The organism is Vibrio sp. 10N, assembly GCF_036245475.1.
In the GTDB taxonomy this organism is placed as follows: domain Bacteria; phylum Pseudomonadota; class Gammaproteobacteria; order Enterobacterales; family Vibrionaceae; genus Vibrio.
In genome coordinates, this window is sequence record NZ_BTPM01000001.1 from 2751909 (window position 1) to 2767523 (window position 15615).

11 protein-coding genes are annotated in these 15615 nt (G+C 47.1%); 7 read left to right on the forward strand and 4 right to left on the reverse strand.

Annotated elements, in window-relative coordinates; all coding sequences use genetic code 11:
- The first annotated feature begins 10 nt into the window (after positions 1–10).
- The gene (locus AAA946_RS12845; protein ID WP_338165205.1) at positions 11–1591 is read left to right on the forward strand and encodes a cation:proton antiporter family protein; all 1581 of its coding nucleotides are present in this window, start codon (positions 11–13) and stop codon (positions 1589–1591) included.
- Positions 1592–1807: 216 nt separating this feature from the next.
- Positions 1808–3472 carry an asparagine synthase B gene (gene asnB, locus AAA946_RS12850; protein WP_112459620.1) on the forward strand — a complete coding sequence of 555 codons (1665 nt, stop codon included), beginning with the start codon at positions 1808–1810 and terminating at the stop codon, positions 3470–3472.
- 68 nt (positions 3473–3540) lie between these two features.
- On the opposite strand, the gene AAA946_RS12855 is transcribed toward asnB, so the two are convergent.
- Positions 3541–4725, reverse strand: coding sequence for an NnrS family protein (locus tag AAA946_RS12855; protein WP_338165206.1), 1185 nt, complete (start codon positions 4723–4725; stop codon positions 3541–3543).
- Between the two features lie 342 nt (positions 4726–5067).
- Between AAA946_RS12855 and AAA946_RS12860 the strand changes: the two genes are divergently transcribed.
- Positions 5068–6411, forward strand: a complete 1344-nt coding sequence (locus AAA946_RS12860) for an MATE family efflux transporter (protein ID WP_338165207.1) — start codon at positions 5068–5070, stop codon at positions 6409–6411.
- Between the two features lie 43 nt (positions 6412–6454).
- Here the strand turns inward: AAA946_RS12860 and AAA946_RS12865 are convergent, their stop codons facing one another.
- Positions 6455–7399 (reverse strand): LysR family transcriptional regulator, encoded by a 945-nt coding sequence (locus tag AAA946_RS12865; RefSeq protein ID WP_445206079.1) that lies wholly within the window; start codon positions 7397–7399, stop codon positions 6455–6457.
- Between the two features lie 148 nt (positions 7400–7547).
- On the opposite strand from AAA946_RS12865, the gene chrA reads away from it, so the two are divergent.
- The 3 genes from chrA (at position 7548) to AAA946_RS12880 (ending at position 11984) form a co-directional block, all read left to right on the forward strand.
- On the forward strand, positions 7548–8705 hold the full coding sequence (gene chrA / locus AAA946_RS12870) for a chromate efflux transporter (protein WP_338165837.1): 1158 nt from the start codon (positions 7548–7550) through the stop codon (positions 8703–8705).
- 232 nt (positions 8706–8937) lie between these two features.
- Positions 8938–10071 carry an HD-GYP domain-containing protein gene (locus AAA946_RS12875; RefSeq protein ID WP_338165209.1) on the forward strand — a complete coding sequence of 378 codons (1134 nt, stop codon included), beginning with the start codon at positions 8938–8940 and terminating at the stop codon, positions 10069–10071.
- Positions 10072–10295: 224 nt separating this feature from the next.
- Positions 10296–11984 (forward strand): AMP-binding protein, encoded by a 1689-nt coding sequence (locus AAA946_RS12880; protein WP_338165210.1) that lies wholly within the window; start codon positions 10296–10298, stop codon positions 11982–11984.
- 42 nt (positions 11985–12026) lie between these two features.
- Here AAA946_RS12880 and AAA946_RS12885 read toward each other — a convergent pair whose 3' ends face one another.
- Positions 12027–12236 (reverse strand): DUF1127 domain-containing protein, encoded by a 210-nt coding sequence (locus AAA946_RS12885; RefSeq protein ID WP_338165211.1) that lies wholly within the window; start codon positions 12234–12236, stop codon positions 12027–12029.
- A gap of 91 nt (positions 12237–12327) precedes the next feature.
- Here AAA946_RS12885 and AAA946_RS12890 point away from each other — a divergent pair, with 91 nt between their 5' ends.
- On the forward strand, positions 12328–13275 hold the full coding sequence (locus AAA946_RS12890; protein ID WP_338165212.1) for a LysR substrate-binding domain-containing protein: 948 nt from the start codon (positions 12328–12330) through the stop codon (positions 13273–13275).
- 69 nt (positions 13276–13344) lie between these two features.
- Here the strand turns inward: AAA946_RS12890 and fusA are convergent, their stop codons facing one another.
- Positions 13345–15426, reverse strand: a complete 2082-nt coding sequence (gene fusA / locus AAA946_RS12895) for an elongation factor G (RefSeq protein WP_338165213.1) — start codon at positions 15424–15426, stop codon at positions 13345–13347.
- Positions 15427–15615: the final 189 nt, after the last annotated feature.

Sequence of the window (15615 nt, forward strand, 5' to 3'; positions counted from 1 at the left end):
ATAAAAGTATATGGAATTAATTCTTATCACTGTCGCCTTCATTGCAGGCTTTCTCGCACTCAAATGCCAACTCCCCCCTCTAGTGGGCTTTTTGCTCGCAGGCTTCCTTTTGCATGACTTTGGCTTTGAGTCGACACCAACCATTACTACTCTTGCTGATCTTGGTGTGACCTTATTGCTGTTCACTATCGGCCTGAAACTCGATATCAAGACCCTGTTATCCAAAGAAATTTGGGCAGGTGCCACCGTTCATAACCTGCTTTCAACCTTGCTATTTGCTCTCTTGCTACTGGGATTGAAATTCCTCGGTGTGACCAGTCTCGCGAACCTCGACATTGATCAGCTCATTCTTCTTGGCTTTGCTCTTTCTTTCTCAAGTACCGTATTTGCCGTCAAAACCTTGCAAGAAAAAGGCGAAATGAACGCGACCTATGGCACCCTTGCTATCGGTATCTTGGTTATGCAGGATATTTTCGCGGTCATTTTCCTCACAGCATCCACTGGTAAATTCCCTGAGTGGTACGCCATTGCGCTATTTGCCCTGCCACTGCTTCGCCCAATTATGTTCAAGTTCCTCGATAAGGCTGGCCACGGCGAGATGCTGGTGTTAAGCGGCATTTTCTTTGCGCTGGTGATGGGAGCTGGACTGTTTGAATTGGTGGGGATGAAGCCTGATCTCGGTGCGCTTATCCTTGGTATGCTGCTCGCGTCGCACCGCAAAGCGTCTGAGTTGTCAAAATCCCTATTCAACCTGAAAGAGCTATTCCTAGTTTGCTTCTTCCTTAATATCGGTCTGGCCGACGAGCCAACCATGCAAGGCTTTATTCTGGGTGCACTGTTAGTGTTACTGCTGCCGCTCAAGGGCGTGCTCTATTTTGTGGTCATCAACGCCTTTAAGTTCCGAGTTCGCACCTGTCTACTCACCACTCTAACGTTATTCAACTTTAGTGAGTTTGGCCTCATCGTTGGCGGTCTCGCCTTCAAACTGGGCTGGATTTCCGGCGATATCTTAGTAGCGCTGGCCATTGCTGTGTCGCTGTCCTTTATCATTGCGGCACCGCTCAACCGTGTTGGTCACGCCATTTACTTGCGCTCTGCAAAATGGCTTAAAGAGCAAGCTGCAGAGAATATCAACACCCGCGACCAGTTTATCAACCCTGGCGAAGCCCAAGTCCTGATCTTAGGCATGGGGCGTATTGGTAGTGGCGCTTACGACGAGCTCTTTGAGCGTTACGGCAAAGTATGTTTGGGCGTAGAGGTACGTGAAGACGCTGCGATCCAGCACCAGCAAGAAGGGCGCAACGTCATTGCTGGCGATGCGACAGACCCGGATTTTTGGGAACGCATACTTGATACTGCACACGTAAAGTTGGTGTTGCTTGCCATGCCAAACCACCAAGGTAACCAAACGGCTCTAGAGCTGCTGCAGAAAAAACAATTTAAAGGCCAAGTCGCCGCGATTGCAGCCTATCCAGACCAACTGGCCGAGTTGGAACAAATGGGCGTCAACGCAGCGTTTAACATTTACAGTGAGGCAGGTAGCGGTTTTGCGCGTCACGTCTGTGATCAACTGCAACCCAATCTAAAATAAGCCCCCTCCAGTCAGCCACTTTTTAGTGGCTGACTTTGCTTTATCTGGATAAAAAATAGCCCGAGATAGAATTTATTTAGCCAATTTGTGATTTTATTAAATAAAATCTCAAAAGACTCCCCTTTTATTCTATTTTTCATTCATCACGGTTGCTTTTTTTTGAGCAGATGGCAAATTGAACCCATCAGCGTTAAATTTCATCTAAAAGGAAGTTGTATGTGTTCAGTATTTGGTATTTTAGACATAAAAAGTGATGCCGCCGCCCTGCGTCCAGTGGCACTAGAAATGTCTAAGAAACTTCGCCACCGTGGCCCAGACTGGTCCGGTATCTATGCCTCAGACAAAGCGATCCTAGCGCACGAGCGTTTAGCGATTGTTGGCCTTAACAGTGGTGCTCAGCCACTATATAGCCAAGACAAAAAACACATCCTTGCTGTTAATGGTGAAATCTACAACCACAAAGAAATTCGCGCACGCTATGAAGGTAAATACGAGTTTCAAACTGACTCTGACTGTGAAGTTATCCTAGCGCTCTACCAAGACATGGGTGCTGACCTTCTTGAAGAACTAAACGGTATCTTTGCTTTCGTTCTTTACGATGAAGAGAAAGATGAGTACCTAGTAGGTCGTGACCACATTGGTATCATTCCGCTTTACCAAGGTTATGATGAGCACGGTAACTACTACGTGGCGTCAGAAATGAAAGCCCTAGTGCCTGTTTGTAAGACCATCAGCGAGTTCCCTCCTGGTTGTTTCTACGGCTCTAAAGATGCAGAACCTCAGCGCTACTACATCCGTGACTGGAACGAGTATGCTGCAGTGCAAGGCAACACCACCAGTAAAGAAGAGCTAACCGAAGCGCTTGAAGCAGCAGTCAAACGTCAGCTCATGACGGACGTACCTTACGGCGTTCTACTCTCTGGCGGTCTAGATTCTTCAATCACTTCAGCGGTGGCTAAACGTTTTGCAGCCATGCGTATTGAAGACGATGAGCAGTCTGCAGCGTGGTGGCCACAACTTCACTCATTTGCGGTAGGTCTTGAAGGTGCACCTGACTTGAAAGCGGCTCGCGAAGTAGCAGACCAAATCGGTACCGTACACCACGAGATGACCTACACCATTCAAGAAGGCTTGGATGCCATCCGCGATGTTATCTACCACATTGAAACGTACGATGTGACTACAATCCGCGCATCCACTCCGATGTTCCTAATGGGTCGTAAGATCAAAGCAATGGGCATTAAAATGGTACTTTCTGGCGAAGGAGCTGATGAAATCTTCGGTGGTTACCTCTACTTCCACAAAGCGCCAAACGCGAAAGAATTCCACGAAGAGACGGTTCGTAAATTGCTTGCGCTGAACATGTTCGACTGTGCTCGTGCTAACAAATCTTTGGCGGCATGGGGCGTTGAAGGTCGAGTGCCATTCCTAGACAAAGAGTTCATCGATGTGGCGATGCGCCTCAACCCAGAAGACAAGATGTGTGGAAACGGTAAGATGGAAAAACACATCCTGCGTGAGTGTTTTGAGCACTACCTACCAGAATCTATCGCATGGCGTCAAAAAGAGCAGTTCTCAGACGGCGTAGGCTACAGCTGGATTGATACCCTAAAAGAAGTGGCAGAAGCTAAGATCACTGATCAGCAAATGGAAACGGCAGCATTCCGCTTCCCATACAACACGCCAACGACCAAAGAAGGTTACGCATACCGTGAGATCTTCGAAGAACTGTTCCCGTTAGAGTCAGCGGCGAAATGTGTTCCTGGCGGTCCATCAGTGGCATGTTCTTCTGCAAAAGCCATTGAGTGGGATGAGTCGTTCCAAAACTGTGTGGACCCATCGGGTCGTGCGGTACAAACCGTCCATAACGACGCTTACTAGTCGTTATAGATACAAAAAAACCAGCTTCGGCTGGTTTTTTTGTTTTTAAACTTATCCTGTTCTGAAGTTTAACCTGGATGACCATCGACCCGAGGCGTAATGAGCATTTTTCCAAAATGGAACACGTACATTGCAAACGCCAGAGTCCACAAAGCGGCACTCACATCCACCAAAATGAACATATACTGCGGCCAAATCGCGACGCCCACACTGCGTATTAAAGCTGCCACAATGATGGCAATAAAGGCCACAGACATCTTTGGACCTTTATAAATGGCACGTCCCGTATGCCCCATTGTCACACGGCTTATCATCGCGAGCACCAAACCACCGAGCGCCCCTACCGCAAACAGGTGCAACATCGCATGAGAAGCAAAAGCATCTGAGAGTAAGCCGCGACTCAGCAAGCTTAGTGGTAAACAAAGATAAGTGAGCATCAATGACCATACCAAAGGCTCTGACAGGGTTAGCCAAGGTTTCCAACGCCCCCAGCGCACCAATTGCACTAGACCTGCAAATATCATCAACGGCTGGCTAAGTTCAGCAAAAACCATTGGAAAGAAACTCAGTATAAACAACGCCATTAAAGGAGCTGTCGCCAACCATTCGAGCCAAGTGATCGGCTGCGGTTTATCATATTGAAAGCGACGCGCAGCAAAAAATGGGATAACCCGTCCTCCCATGATAGACAGCAGTAGGGTGAACCACCACAGCATAGCTTGCCAAACTGCAGCAGCGCTAAACGGAGGCATTCCTTTTATCGCCGCGTAACTAGCAAAGTTGGCAAAAATAGCCAGTAGAAAAAGCGGTACAAAAAATAGGTTGCGCCACCCTTTCGAACGGTAGACTCTAAACCCAACCTCGTAGGCCGCTAAGGCAATAAATAACGACTCAATCGATGAAATTAACCACAGGGGTGCTGGCGTCCAAAACAGCACTCTGGTGACCGTCCAAAGCCCCACCAAAATCAATAACCGATAATGCTTAGTTCCATTTACCCCGGTCCAAGTTTGTACGGCCGTTAATACAAAGCCGACAACGATAGCCATCGCAAAACCAAAAATCATTTCATGGGCATGCCACCACAATGCGGGTACCGCTAATGTACTCGGTTGCCCATGTTGAAACATGATCACCCATGCAACGACGGCAACAATCGCGTACACACTCCCAAACAAGAAAAACGGGCGAAACCCTAAGCGTAGCCATGCTGGAATGGCCTCTTCAGCCTTTTTGTCGACGATGTTAATCATACTCAATCACTCAATTTAACTTTTACAATTCGATACTGCATAAAGCATACCAACAAGAAAATTCCTATTTTTCAAGGTTATATCGACTAGTTACATAAAACAAAGTCAAAATGACCCAACTAAAAATCATGTCAAAATGACTCCGGTCAGGCTAATTGACTACTTTAATGCCACGTTAATGATGCTGTGACTTCCCTGCTACTCTGCAAGGAGTACGCCCTGGTCCACAGACAAACATGTCAATCTGACTGTCCATCCTCATTATTGTGTTGTGTTTATAGCCATTGAGAGTAAACTTGCCGCCCATTTACCCAAAAACCACAACAACTCTAGGTGAAAACAATGTCGAACCGTGCTTCAGCGCTGAGTAATAGAATGAACATCGTTGCGCTGACGTGGCCTATTTTTATCGAGGTTTTACTACGTACTGCGCTCAATACGACCGACGTATTTATGCTCAGTGGCTACTCAGACCAAGCCGTGTCCGCTGTTGGGGTCATTACCCAGATCAGCTTTTTCCTTATCGTTGTCTCCATGATGGTCAGCAGTGGCACAGGGATCTTGATCGCTCAGTACAATGGTGCGTCCAAGTTTGCGGAATCAGCACAAACGGGCGTTGCCAGTATCTTACTCGCACTTATTGTCGGTGTTGGACTTAGCTTAGCACTCTTTGTTGGTGCAGAGCACTTCATCGCCATGTTTGGCCTGGAAGCGCAGGTGGCCGCCTTTGGTTATGACTATTTGATTATTAGTGGTTCAATGACCTTCAACGTCACATTAGGCATTGTGCTCACCACCATTCTTCGCAGCCATGGCTATTCTCGTTCACCGATGATGATCAACCTGATCGCTGGAGTGATTAATATTGCCGGCAACTACATTGCGCTGTATCAGCCTTTTGGACTACCAGTATTTGGTGTTAGTGGTGTTGCCACCGCAACCGTGGTGAGCCAGGTCATTGGAACTCTACTAATGATTGGCATGGTACGAGCGAAAAAAATCGAGCTACCATTTGCCACCTGGCGCGATATTCCTAGCGCGCTGTACAAGAAGATCATGAAAATTGGCGTGATGAATGCCGGCGAAGTGCTGTCATACAATATGGCGCAAATGACGATTGTATATTTTGTGGTGCAAATGGGTACAGCCTCGCTGGCCGCATTTACTTACGCACAGAACATCACCCGAGTCTCGTTCGCGTTTGCCCTCGCACTAGGTCAAGCTGGGCAAATTCAGACCAGTTACTTTATTGGTAAAGGGTGGGTAGATGACATTCTCGAGCGGGTACAGAAATACTACCTAGTCGGTCTTGTAGCCTCGACGGGCATTGTGGTTAGTTTGTTTATTTTCCGCTACCCACTGATCGATCTCTTTACTCAAGATCCAGAAATCGTCACCTTGGTAGCCTTGCTTATTGGCGGCTCTATTTTTGTTGAGTCGGGCCGTGTTTCTAACCTGATTTTTATTGCAGCACTAAAAGGAGCTGGCGATATTAAGTTTCCAGTACAAATGGGGATCTTAAGTATGTGGGGCATCGCAGTTCTGTTTGCTTACTTACTTGGACTTCATTGGGGCTACGGCATACTCGGTGCCTGGATTGCCATTGGTATGGATGAATGGCTACGCGGCATCGTCATGATCCGTCGCTGGCGCTCAAAGGTTTGGACACGCTTTGCACTTACCTAACCTGCCTTCTCCGCTGCTAAGCTCGGGCAATTAATTGCTCGAGCTACAATGTACTGTCTCGTATCGACAGTAATATCGCTTCATACAGCGCCTCTTTGAGCCATTTCGCCTTATCGTTAAGCTGTGACTGCTTACGCCAGATGAGAGAAATATCAAAATCAGCGACTGGAACTGGCGGGGGCACAGCAGTGAGGTGCGACTGCATTAAGCTAATTTGTGCCATTTTTTCTGGCACAATCGCAAACATCGCCCGCCCACTGACAAGTCTGCCAATGGTAAGGAAGTTTCGAGACACCGCGGTCACCGCACGAGTAAGACCAACCGCGTCCAAGTGCTTATCAACGTTACTGGTAAAAGCGCCTTCTGGACTCACCAAACAATGCGGTAAAGATACAAATGTCTCAATATCTACTTGCTCAATATTGACCTTAGAGTGGTCGTAAATACAGACATGCTTCTCGGTATACAATTTTTGACTTGCAAACGATTCATCAAGGTCAGGAATGCTACCGATGATCATGTCTAGACCTTCCTGCTCGCTGAGGTGCTTATAGCTGTTTCGGTTCACATTGACGAAACTGACTCGAGAATGGGGAGCATCGGATAAAATGGCGTCGTAAATCACCGGTCCGAAAATGAACTCAGCATAATCGGTCAAACCAATTTTGCAGACCCCTCGGTATTCATTGGGATCAAACTCGCTGCTCGGTAGCACCTTATGCTCAACCAAATTAAGGATTTCTTCCACAGCAGGAAACAGCTCACTCGCTCGCTCTGTTGGCACCATTTGATGCCCCTTACGTTCAAACAACCTGTCACCACACAGCTCACGCAGTTTAGCAAGACTGTGGCTCATCGCTGATTGGCTAACAAAGCACTTTTGTGCTGCCAATGACACGCTGCGTGTCTGATACAGCCGGTGAAAAACAATCAGTAGATTGAGGTCTATACGTTTCCAGTCGAGTTTTTCTTGTCCCATTTCATTCATAGTAGATATCAAAACTATCGATTTGAATCATTATATGTCAGGTTCTACTATCGGTACCAACTGAAAATTTCATTATCAATTGGGTTTTATCGTGTCGACTCAACACACTCCGGCGCAAGACGGCGCAAAGCATGAGCCGCAATCATCACTGTTTGCTATCTTCAAAATCTTTTTCGGCCTTGGCTGGGTAAGCTTTGGTGGACCTGCGGCACATATTGGCTACTTTCGTAATACCTTCGTTGAAAAACTGGGCTGGCTTCGAGATGAGGAGTACGCTCAAATCGTCGCACTCAGTCAATTTCTTCCCGGGCCAGGTTCGAGTCAAGTGGGCTTTGCCGTAGGTTACCAACGCGCTGGGGTAGGCGGCGGTATCATGGCATTTTTGGGCTTCACCTTACCGTCGGTTATACTCATGTTGCTGCTTGCCATACTCAGCAGCCAGCTGACCGATTCCAGCTATTTTCAAAACGTCGTTCACGGCTTAAAGCTGTTAGCCGTTCTCGTCGTTGCCGATGCGGCTTGGGGAATGTACAAAAATTTCTGTAAATCACCACTTACCGTAGGCTTATGTATTGGCACAGCCATTGCCTTATTGTTATTTCAAACTGTGGCAAGCCAAGTCCTAGTCCTGCTTATTGCCGCTCTGATTGGTGTGCGCTATTTAGCGAATGACAAACCTGCTGCAAACTCGGCAGCGCCATCGTTTTCATGGTTGCCTCTGGCAAGTTTCTTTATTTTGCTGCTTGCCCTGCCACTCCTTGGCGTGTACTCACCATCGATTCAGCTGTTTTCTGACTTCTATCAGGCTGGTAGCTTAGTATTTGGTGGGGGCCATGTGGTTCTACCGTTATTGCAGAACATAGTTGGCGACCAACTGAGTCAGGATGCGTTCCTAACTGGTTATGCAGCCGCACAAGCCGTGCCAGGGCCTATGTTTACCTTCGCCACATACATCGGTTATGAACTCATGCCGTCCGCCCCTTTCCTTGGCGCGATCATTGCCACTCTTGGTGTCTTTGTTCCAGGCTTTTTACTGCTGGTTGGCGTACTAAAAAACTGGCAACAACTGGCAAGTATTCCTTCAGTATCAGGAGCGCTTGTTGGTGTGAATGCCGCGGTAGTGGGCCTACTACTGTCTGCACTCTATCAACCGGTCTTTATCAGCGCTGTCGTAACCCCTCTCGACCTCTGTTGGGTATTGCTTGGGGCGTTTCTAATGAAGCAATTCAAGCTGCCGATTGTTTGGATGGTGATCTACTTTGCGCTCGCCGGTTCGATCGCACCTTTCGTTGCAAACTTAATCTAAATCAAAGTTATAGCGGATTTATACTGGGTTGACTCGCAACATTTCATACCCGTTTCTACACTATTTATTGGGGGCAACTGCCCCCAATAAGGACACATGTACAACCAATCAAAGGCTCAACTAAACCAGCAATACCATTAATGACTCGATTCACCTAACCCATGCACGCTCAATCAGAGTAACCTCAACTCGAAAGACATCCATGACACAGGTGATGACTAGGAGGTGAGTTATGGATAGTAAACAACTTGGGTTTTCTCAGCATGACGTCTCTCATGCCGACACTGTTGGTGAAGCGCTCAAACGCACCCATCGCTCTATCCAACAGCAGGCTCCTGAAATAGTGCGGTTAGCTTTTGCCAGCTATGACGCCTCATACGGCACACTTAGAACCTTTGCTCACAGCACTGTGATTGGTCGCCCTTTACGACACTACAGTGCGCCAATTAATGCTGATTCCAGCCTAGGTAAGAGTATCGCTCGTCAGACGTCTCGGGTGCTCAATGACATTCCATCACAAGTCACCGACACCAATGGCCACTCACATTGGTTACTCGAGCAGGGTTATCAAGCATCACTATCACAACCGGTTTATGATAATGACCAGTTCCTCGGGGTGCTGTTTTTCGATGCCTCACAGCCGCACTACTTTGATTCCGTAAGCCAGGAAGCATTAATCGACTATTCCGCCCCTTTGATGACAACGATTACTACTCAGCGTCGCTGTATCAATGCAATGTCGGACCTTGGTCATTCACTGCGACACACCAGTTTTGAACACCCAGATGAAAGCCAGGATCACGCCTATCGAGTGGGCCAATTCGCTCAGCTCATTGGCCAGCACCTTGCGGAGTTGTATCAGTTAGATGACGAAACGCTGGATCACATCGTACAGTTTGCCCAATTGCATGATATTGGTAAGTATTCAGTGTTAGGGTCAACCCAACAGAGTTTGTGGTTAGAAGACTGGGGGAATCACTTACAACTGACCGCTCAAATCCAGCACGGTTTAAATCTGGTGAATGATCTGGCTCGACAAGTCCACCAGCAGCAACACACTTGTCTACAATTGCTGCGCGACATCATTCAATATCATCACGAGTATTTGGATGGAAGTGGTGCACCCAATGGCTTGAGCCACGCACAGATCCCCGTGTCAGCTCGCATTGTTACGGTTGCTAACATTTTTGATGCCCTTACAAGTCACCGCTACTACAGCGAATCTTGGTCATTGACCCACGCGCTGCTTGAACTCGAAAAAATGGTCGCTACGGGTAAGATTGATGGCAACTGCGTGCAAGCGCTTCGCGCCCAGCAAGACTCGGTGAGACAAGTGATGCAGTCTGTTCACTTGCCAAGAATGTAGTATTCGGTTGGACAGCAGTCACAACCTTACCAGCAAGAGCACCTTATTTATGGTTTTGCCCTTAGAACTGAGTTTTTACTCAAATTCTGTGCTAGGGGCCTCATTTATCAGCCACTCCCTTCTTGCAGTCCCTCATCACAGTGACTAGTATTGTATTGTTAACAATCAATTAACATAACTACAACTATAAAATTTATCGTTCTACACGAAAACGGAGTTCAAGAATGATACTGCCTAATAATGAAACGACTACTTCTAGCTGTACGCTACCGCCGCCCAATGAAATGATCCTAAAGTGGGCGCATGAAAAACCAAACGAAGTTTATCTCAAACAGATCATCAATCGTCAGTTCGTCGAATTTACTTATGCTGATGTTGCCGATAAAGCGCTAAGACTCGTCAGCGCACTACGATCACTTGGGGTGCAACCTGGTGATAAAGTGGCACTGATATCAAAAAACTGTGCCGAATGGTTTATCTGTGATTTGGCCATGATGCTTGGCGATTATGTTAGCGTGCCAATTTTCCCTACGGCTGGCCCGGATACTATTGAGTACTGCTTAACACACAGTGAGAGTAAAGTGCTTATCGCCGGCAAGCTTGATGACCCAACAGCAACCAGTGAAGTCATCAGTGGAATGGATTCGCTCATCACCATTTCACTGCCTTACGATACAGCCCCAAGCTGCCAGCATAGCTTTACACAGCTTGTCGCCGACCATCAGCCAAGTGAAGAGCGCCCAGTGCACTATGATGACAAACTAATGTCTTTGGTTTATACCTCTGGCACATCTGGTCTGCCAAAAGGGGCAATGCTCACATATGGCGCGTTCAACTGGTCAGTACAAAGATTGATTGATCACATCGGCATCGAAGCTAACGACCGTTTGTTCTCATACTTGCCATTGGCTCACATTACAGAACGTGTCTATATCTTCGGCTCATCGGTCATCGGTGGAGTGCCAACTGCATTCCCAGAATCGCTCGATACCTTTATCGAAGACGTGAAGATGCAGCGCCCAACGTTATTTATCTCGGTTCCACGACTGTGGAACTTATTCCAACAACGAATCCAAGACAAGCTGCCACAGAAAAAGCTCAACATCTTACTGAAGATCCCATTTGTAAACTCACTCATCAAGAAAAAGCTCGCCGATGGCCTAGGTTTAGACCAAGCCCGCGTACTTGGCTGTGGCTCAGCACCAGTTTCGCCTGCTCTGCTTGAGTGGTATCACAGTGTCGGCCTTAACATTACTGAAGCTTGGGGGATGACTGAATCGTTCGCCTACAGCACGATTAACCATCCATTCAGAGCCGACAAAATAGGTAGCGTGGGTAATGCAGGCCCTGGGATTGAGCTGAAAATTGCCGATGATGATGAGATCATGGTGCGCAGTCAGGGTATGTTCTCCGGCTATTACAAAAATGACATTGCCACTCAAGAATCATTCGACAGTGACGGCTGGCTGCATACCGGTGATATCGGAGTCATCGATAGCGAAGGCTACTTAACCATTCGTGGTCGTAAGAAAGATACCTTTAAAACAGCAAAAGGTAAGTTTGTCGCGCCAGTACCGATTGAAAATAAACTCGCAGAATACAGTCGTGTCGAAATGATGTGTCTAATTGGACTTGGCCTACCTGCGCCTATCTTGCTGGTTGTCCCGCATGATTTCCCTAATTTTGATCGTGAGCGTTATGCACGCACCGCGGAGCGGGTCGTCAAGCGTATAAACCAAGAGCTTGAGTCCCATGCCCAGATCAAAGGCGTATTAATGGTTAAAGAGCCGTGGACCATTGAAAATGGCTTGCTAACTCCGACGCTGAAAATCAAGCGCCACCTTCTCGAGCAGAAGTACCACGAAGTCGGTCAGAACTGGCCAAAAGGTCAACTGGTGGTATGGGAAGAGTAATGACTCTTTAATCCAAAATAGGCGACCTCAGGGTCGCCTATTTTATTTCCAGAAAGGTCTACGACTCTCTTGTCCCGCCTCATAGGGGCTGATGCCGATATCATCAAGCAATCGGTCTGACATCTCTGCAAGTGCTTTTCGAGTTTTGTAGTTCCGATACCAAACGCTAACTACAGTTAAGATATTCTTTCTCAGTTGAAATCCATCACTTCGTTGCTCTGCACATTCGAGCTTCGTAATTGTTCTATCCATTGGTTTTCCCTCCATCTTTTCGTATAATTTTTGTGCACACAGAGAAAACTGACAAACGATCTATCCTGTCATTGAGTTAAGGAAAACTTAAGTGAAAGATAAACTGCCTCCACTTCAAGGGCTGTATTATTTCTATCAAGCCGCAAAGCTTGGCAGCTTTAAGGATGCAGCTGCAACGCTTTATGTTTCAGCTGCGGCAATCAGCCAACAGATACGCCAGCTAGAAGAGCAGCTTGGTTGTGAGCTGTTTTATCGACAACACAGAAAAGTCATGCTTACTGCCGAGGGCCATTCGCTTTTTAAGGAATTGAGTCAGGGGTTTGAACATATTCTTCGCGGCGTTCAGAGCGTTCATAACGATTCAGAGCCGAACCGACTCTCAATCTCCACCCTCCCCTCGTTTGCTCAGCATTGGTTAGTGCCTAGAATTCAGAGTTTTCGTGAGCAGTACCCAGAGCTTAGTTTACTGCTCGAACCCAATAATAAACTGGTGACGTTCCAAGATGACTCGGTGGATATCTGTATTCGCTACGGTGAGGGGCAATACCCTGATGTCGAGAGCCGACTTTTGATGGAGGACATTATCTATCCTGTTTGCCATCCTCTATATCAGCAGCAGCATGGAATCCATACGATTCATGATCTGCATAAAGCGGATTTAATTGAAGATACCTGGCCGGATATGGATTGGAGCTTATGGCTTAATCATGTCGGCGCGCCGATTGGTACGCGAACACTCCAGTATAATGGGGCACACTTTGTGGTCGAAGGGGCACTGTCTGTGCAAGGAGTCGGATTGATTAAGCACAGCCTCGCTTACAGGTACATCAAAGAAGGGACACTAGTTCGTATCGGTGACTTCGCGTTGAAACCTAGATTCGCCTACTACCTATGTGCACCGGCAAATCACTTCAACCGCCCTAAAATCCAAACCTTTTTATCTTGGCTAAACAAAGAAGTGGATGAGTTTAAGCGCTGTGATATGTCGCACCTCTCCATCATCGAAACCGACTACGTTCTAAGGCCAAACTCACGGTAGAACCTTAAAATTAGGCTATAAAAAAACCCGCCGAAAGGCGGGTTTTTACTATCTGAAGTCAAAGACCAATTACTTGTTGTCTTCTTTCGCTTTAGCGATAACTTCTTCAGCAACGTTTGCTGGACATGCTGCGTAGTGTTCGAACTCCATAGAGAACTGACCACGACCAGATGTGATAGTACGTAGGTGACCGATGTAGCCAAACATTTCTGATAGAGGAACGTTAGCTTTAATACGAACACCAGTAGTACCAGCTTGCTGGTCTTTGATCATACCACGACGACGGTTAAGGTCACCGATTACATCACCAACGTGATCTTCTGGAGTGAACACGTCAACGTGCATGATTGGCTCAAGAAGCTGTGCACCAGCTTTTGGCATAGACTGACGGAATGCACCTTTCGCTGCGATTTCGTAAGCGATTGCCGAAGAGTCAACTGCGTGGAATGAACCGTCGAATAGCTCAACTTCAACGTCTAGCGTTGGGAAGCCAGCTAGAACACCGTTGTCCATCATGCCTTCGAAGCCTTTCTCAACTGCTGGCCAGAATTCCTTAGGAACGTTACCACCAACAACTGAAGAAGAGAACGTGAAGCCAGAGTTTGGCTCACCTGGTTTGATACGGTAGTCGATTTTCGCGAACTGACCAGAACCACCAGACTGCTTCTTGTGCGTGTAGCTATCTTCAACTGCTTGAGTGATAGTTTCACGGTAAGCTACCTGTGGAGCACCTACTTCTAGCTCAACGCCGTAAGTACGCTTAAGGATGTCTACCTTGATGTCTAGGTGAAGTTCACCCATACCTTTCAGGATAGTTTCACCTGAATCTTCATCAGTCTCAACTTGGAAAGATGGATCTTCTGCAACCATCTTACCGATAGCGATACCCATCTTCTCAGTAGAACCTTTGTCCTTCGGAGAAACAGCGATAGAGATTACTGGTTCTGGGAAGATCATAGCTTCTAGAGTACATTCGTGCTTAGGATCACATAGAGTGTGACCAGTTTGAACGTTCTTCATACCTACTACAGCGATGATGTCACCAGCTTGTGCTTCAGTAAGTTCGTTACGCTCGTCAGCCTGCATCTCACACATACGACCGATACGCTCAGTCTTACCAGTTGCAGAGTTAAGGATAGTGTCACCCTTCTTCATGCGGCCTGAGTAGATACGGATGAACGTTAGTGCACCGAAACGGTCGTCCATGATTTTGAACGCAAGTGCTTTTAGTGGCGCGTCAGCGTCAACTGTAGCAACTTCACCAGTCGCTTCACCAGTTTCTGGATCTGTTAGAGGCTGAGGATCAACTTCAGTTGGAGCTGGTAGGTAATCTACAACAGCGTCAAGAACTAGTTGAACACCCTTGTTCTTAAATGCAGAACCACAGAATGTTGGGAAGAACGCTAGGTCACGAGTACCTTTACGGATACAACGCTTAAGGTCTTCGATAGAAGGCTCTTCACCTTCCATGTACGCTTCCATTAGGTCGTCGTCTTGCTCTACAGCAGTCTCAACTAGCTCTTCACGGTAAGCTTCTAGATCGTCAGCCATGTCAGCTGGAACGTCTTGGATTTCGTAGTTTTCTGGAAGACCAGAATCATCCCAAACGTAAGCTTTACGGCTTAGTACGTCTACAACACCAACGAAATCGTCTTCACGACCGATAGGCAGAGTCATTACTAGTGGGTTAGCGCCAAGAACGTTCTTAACTTGGTCAACAACGTTGAAGAAGTCTGCACCCATACGGTCTAGTTTGTTAACGAAGATCAGACGAGATACTTCTGATTCGTTCGCGTAACGCCAGTTTGTTTCTGACTGAGGCTCAACACCACCAGAACCACAGAATACACCGATACCGCCGTCTAGTACTTTAAGTGAACGATATACTTCAACTGTGAAGTCAACGTGTCCCGGAGTATCGATAACGTTTAGGCGGTGGCCGTTCCACTCACAAGTTACCGCAGCAGACTGGATTGTGATACCACGCTCAGCTTCCTGCTCCATGAAGTCAGTTGTAGACTCACCGTCGTGTACTTCACCAGTTTTGTGGATTTTACCAGTAAGCTTAAGGATACGCTCAGTGGTGGTAGTTTTACCCGCATCAACGTGCGCGAAAATACCAATGTTTCTGTACTTTGATAAATCTGCCATTGTCTTACTCTGTTTATAAGGTATAAATTGCGCGCAGAGTATATCACAATCTGTAAAGACCGATACCTCTGCGTGCATGTGTATTAAAAAAAAGTTATCCGAACCCGACTCGATAACATGCCACCTTGGGAGAAATGCTCTCTCAAGGCTTATGTCATCAAGCTTCAACGGATTTGGGTGTTGTTACCA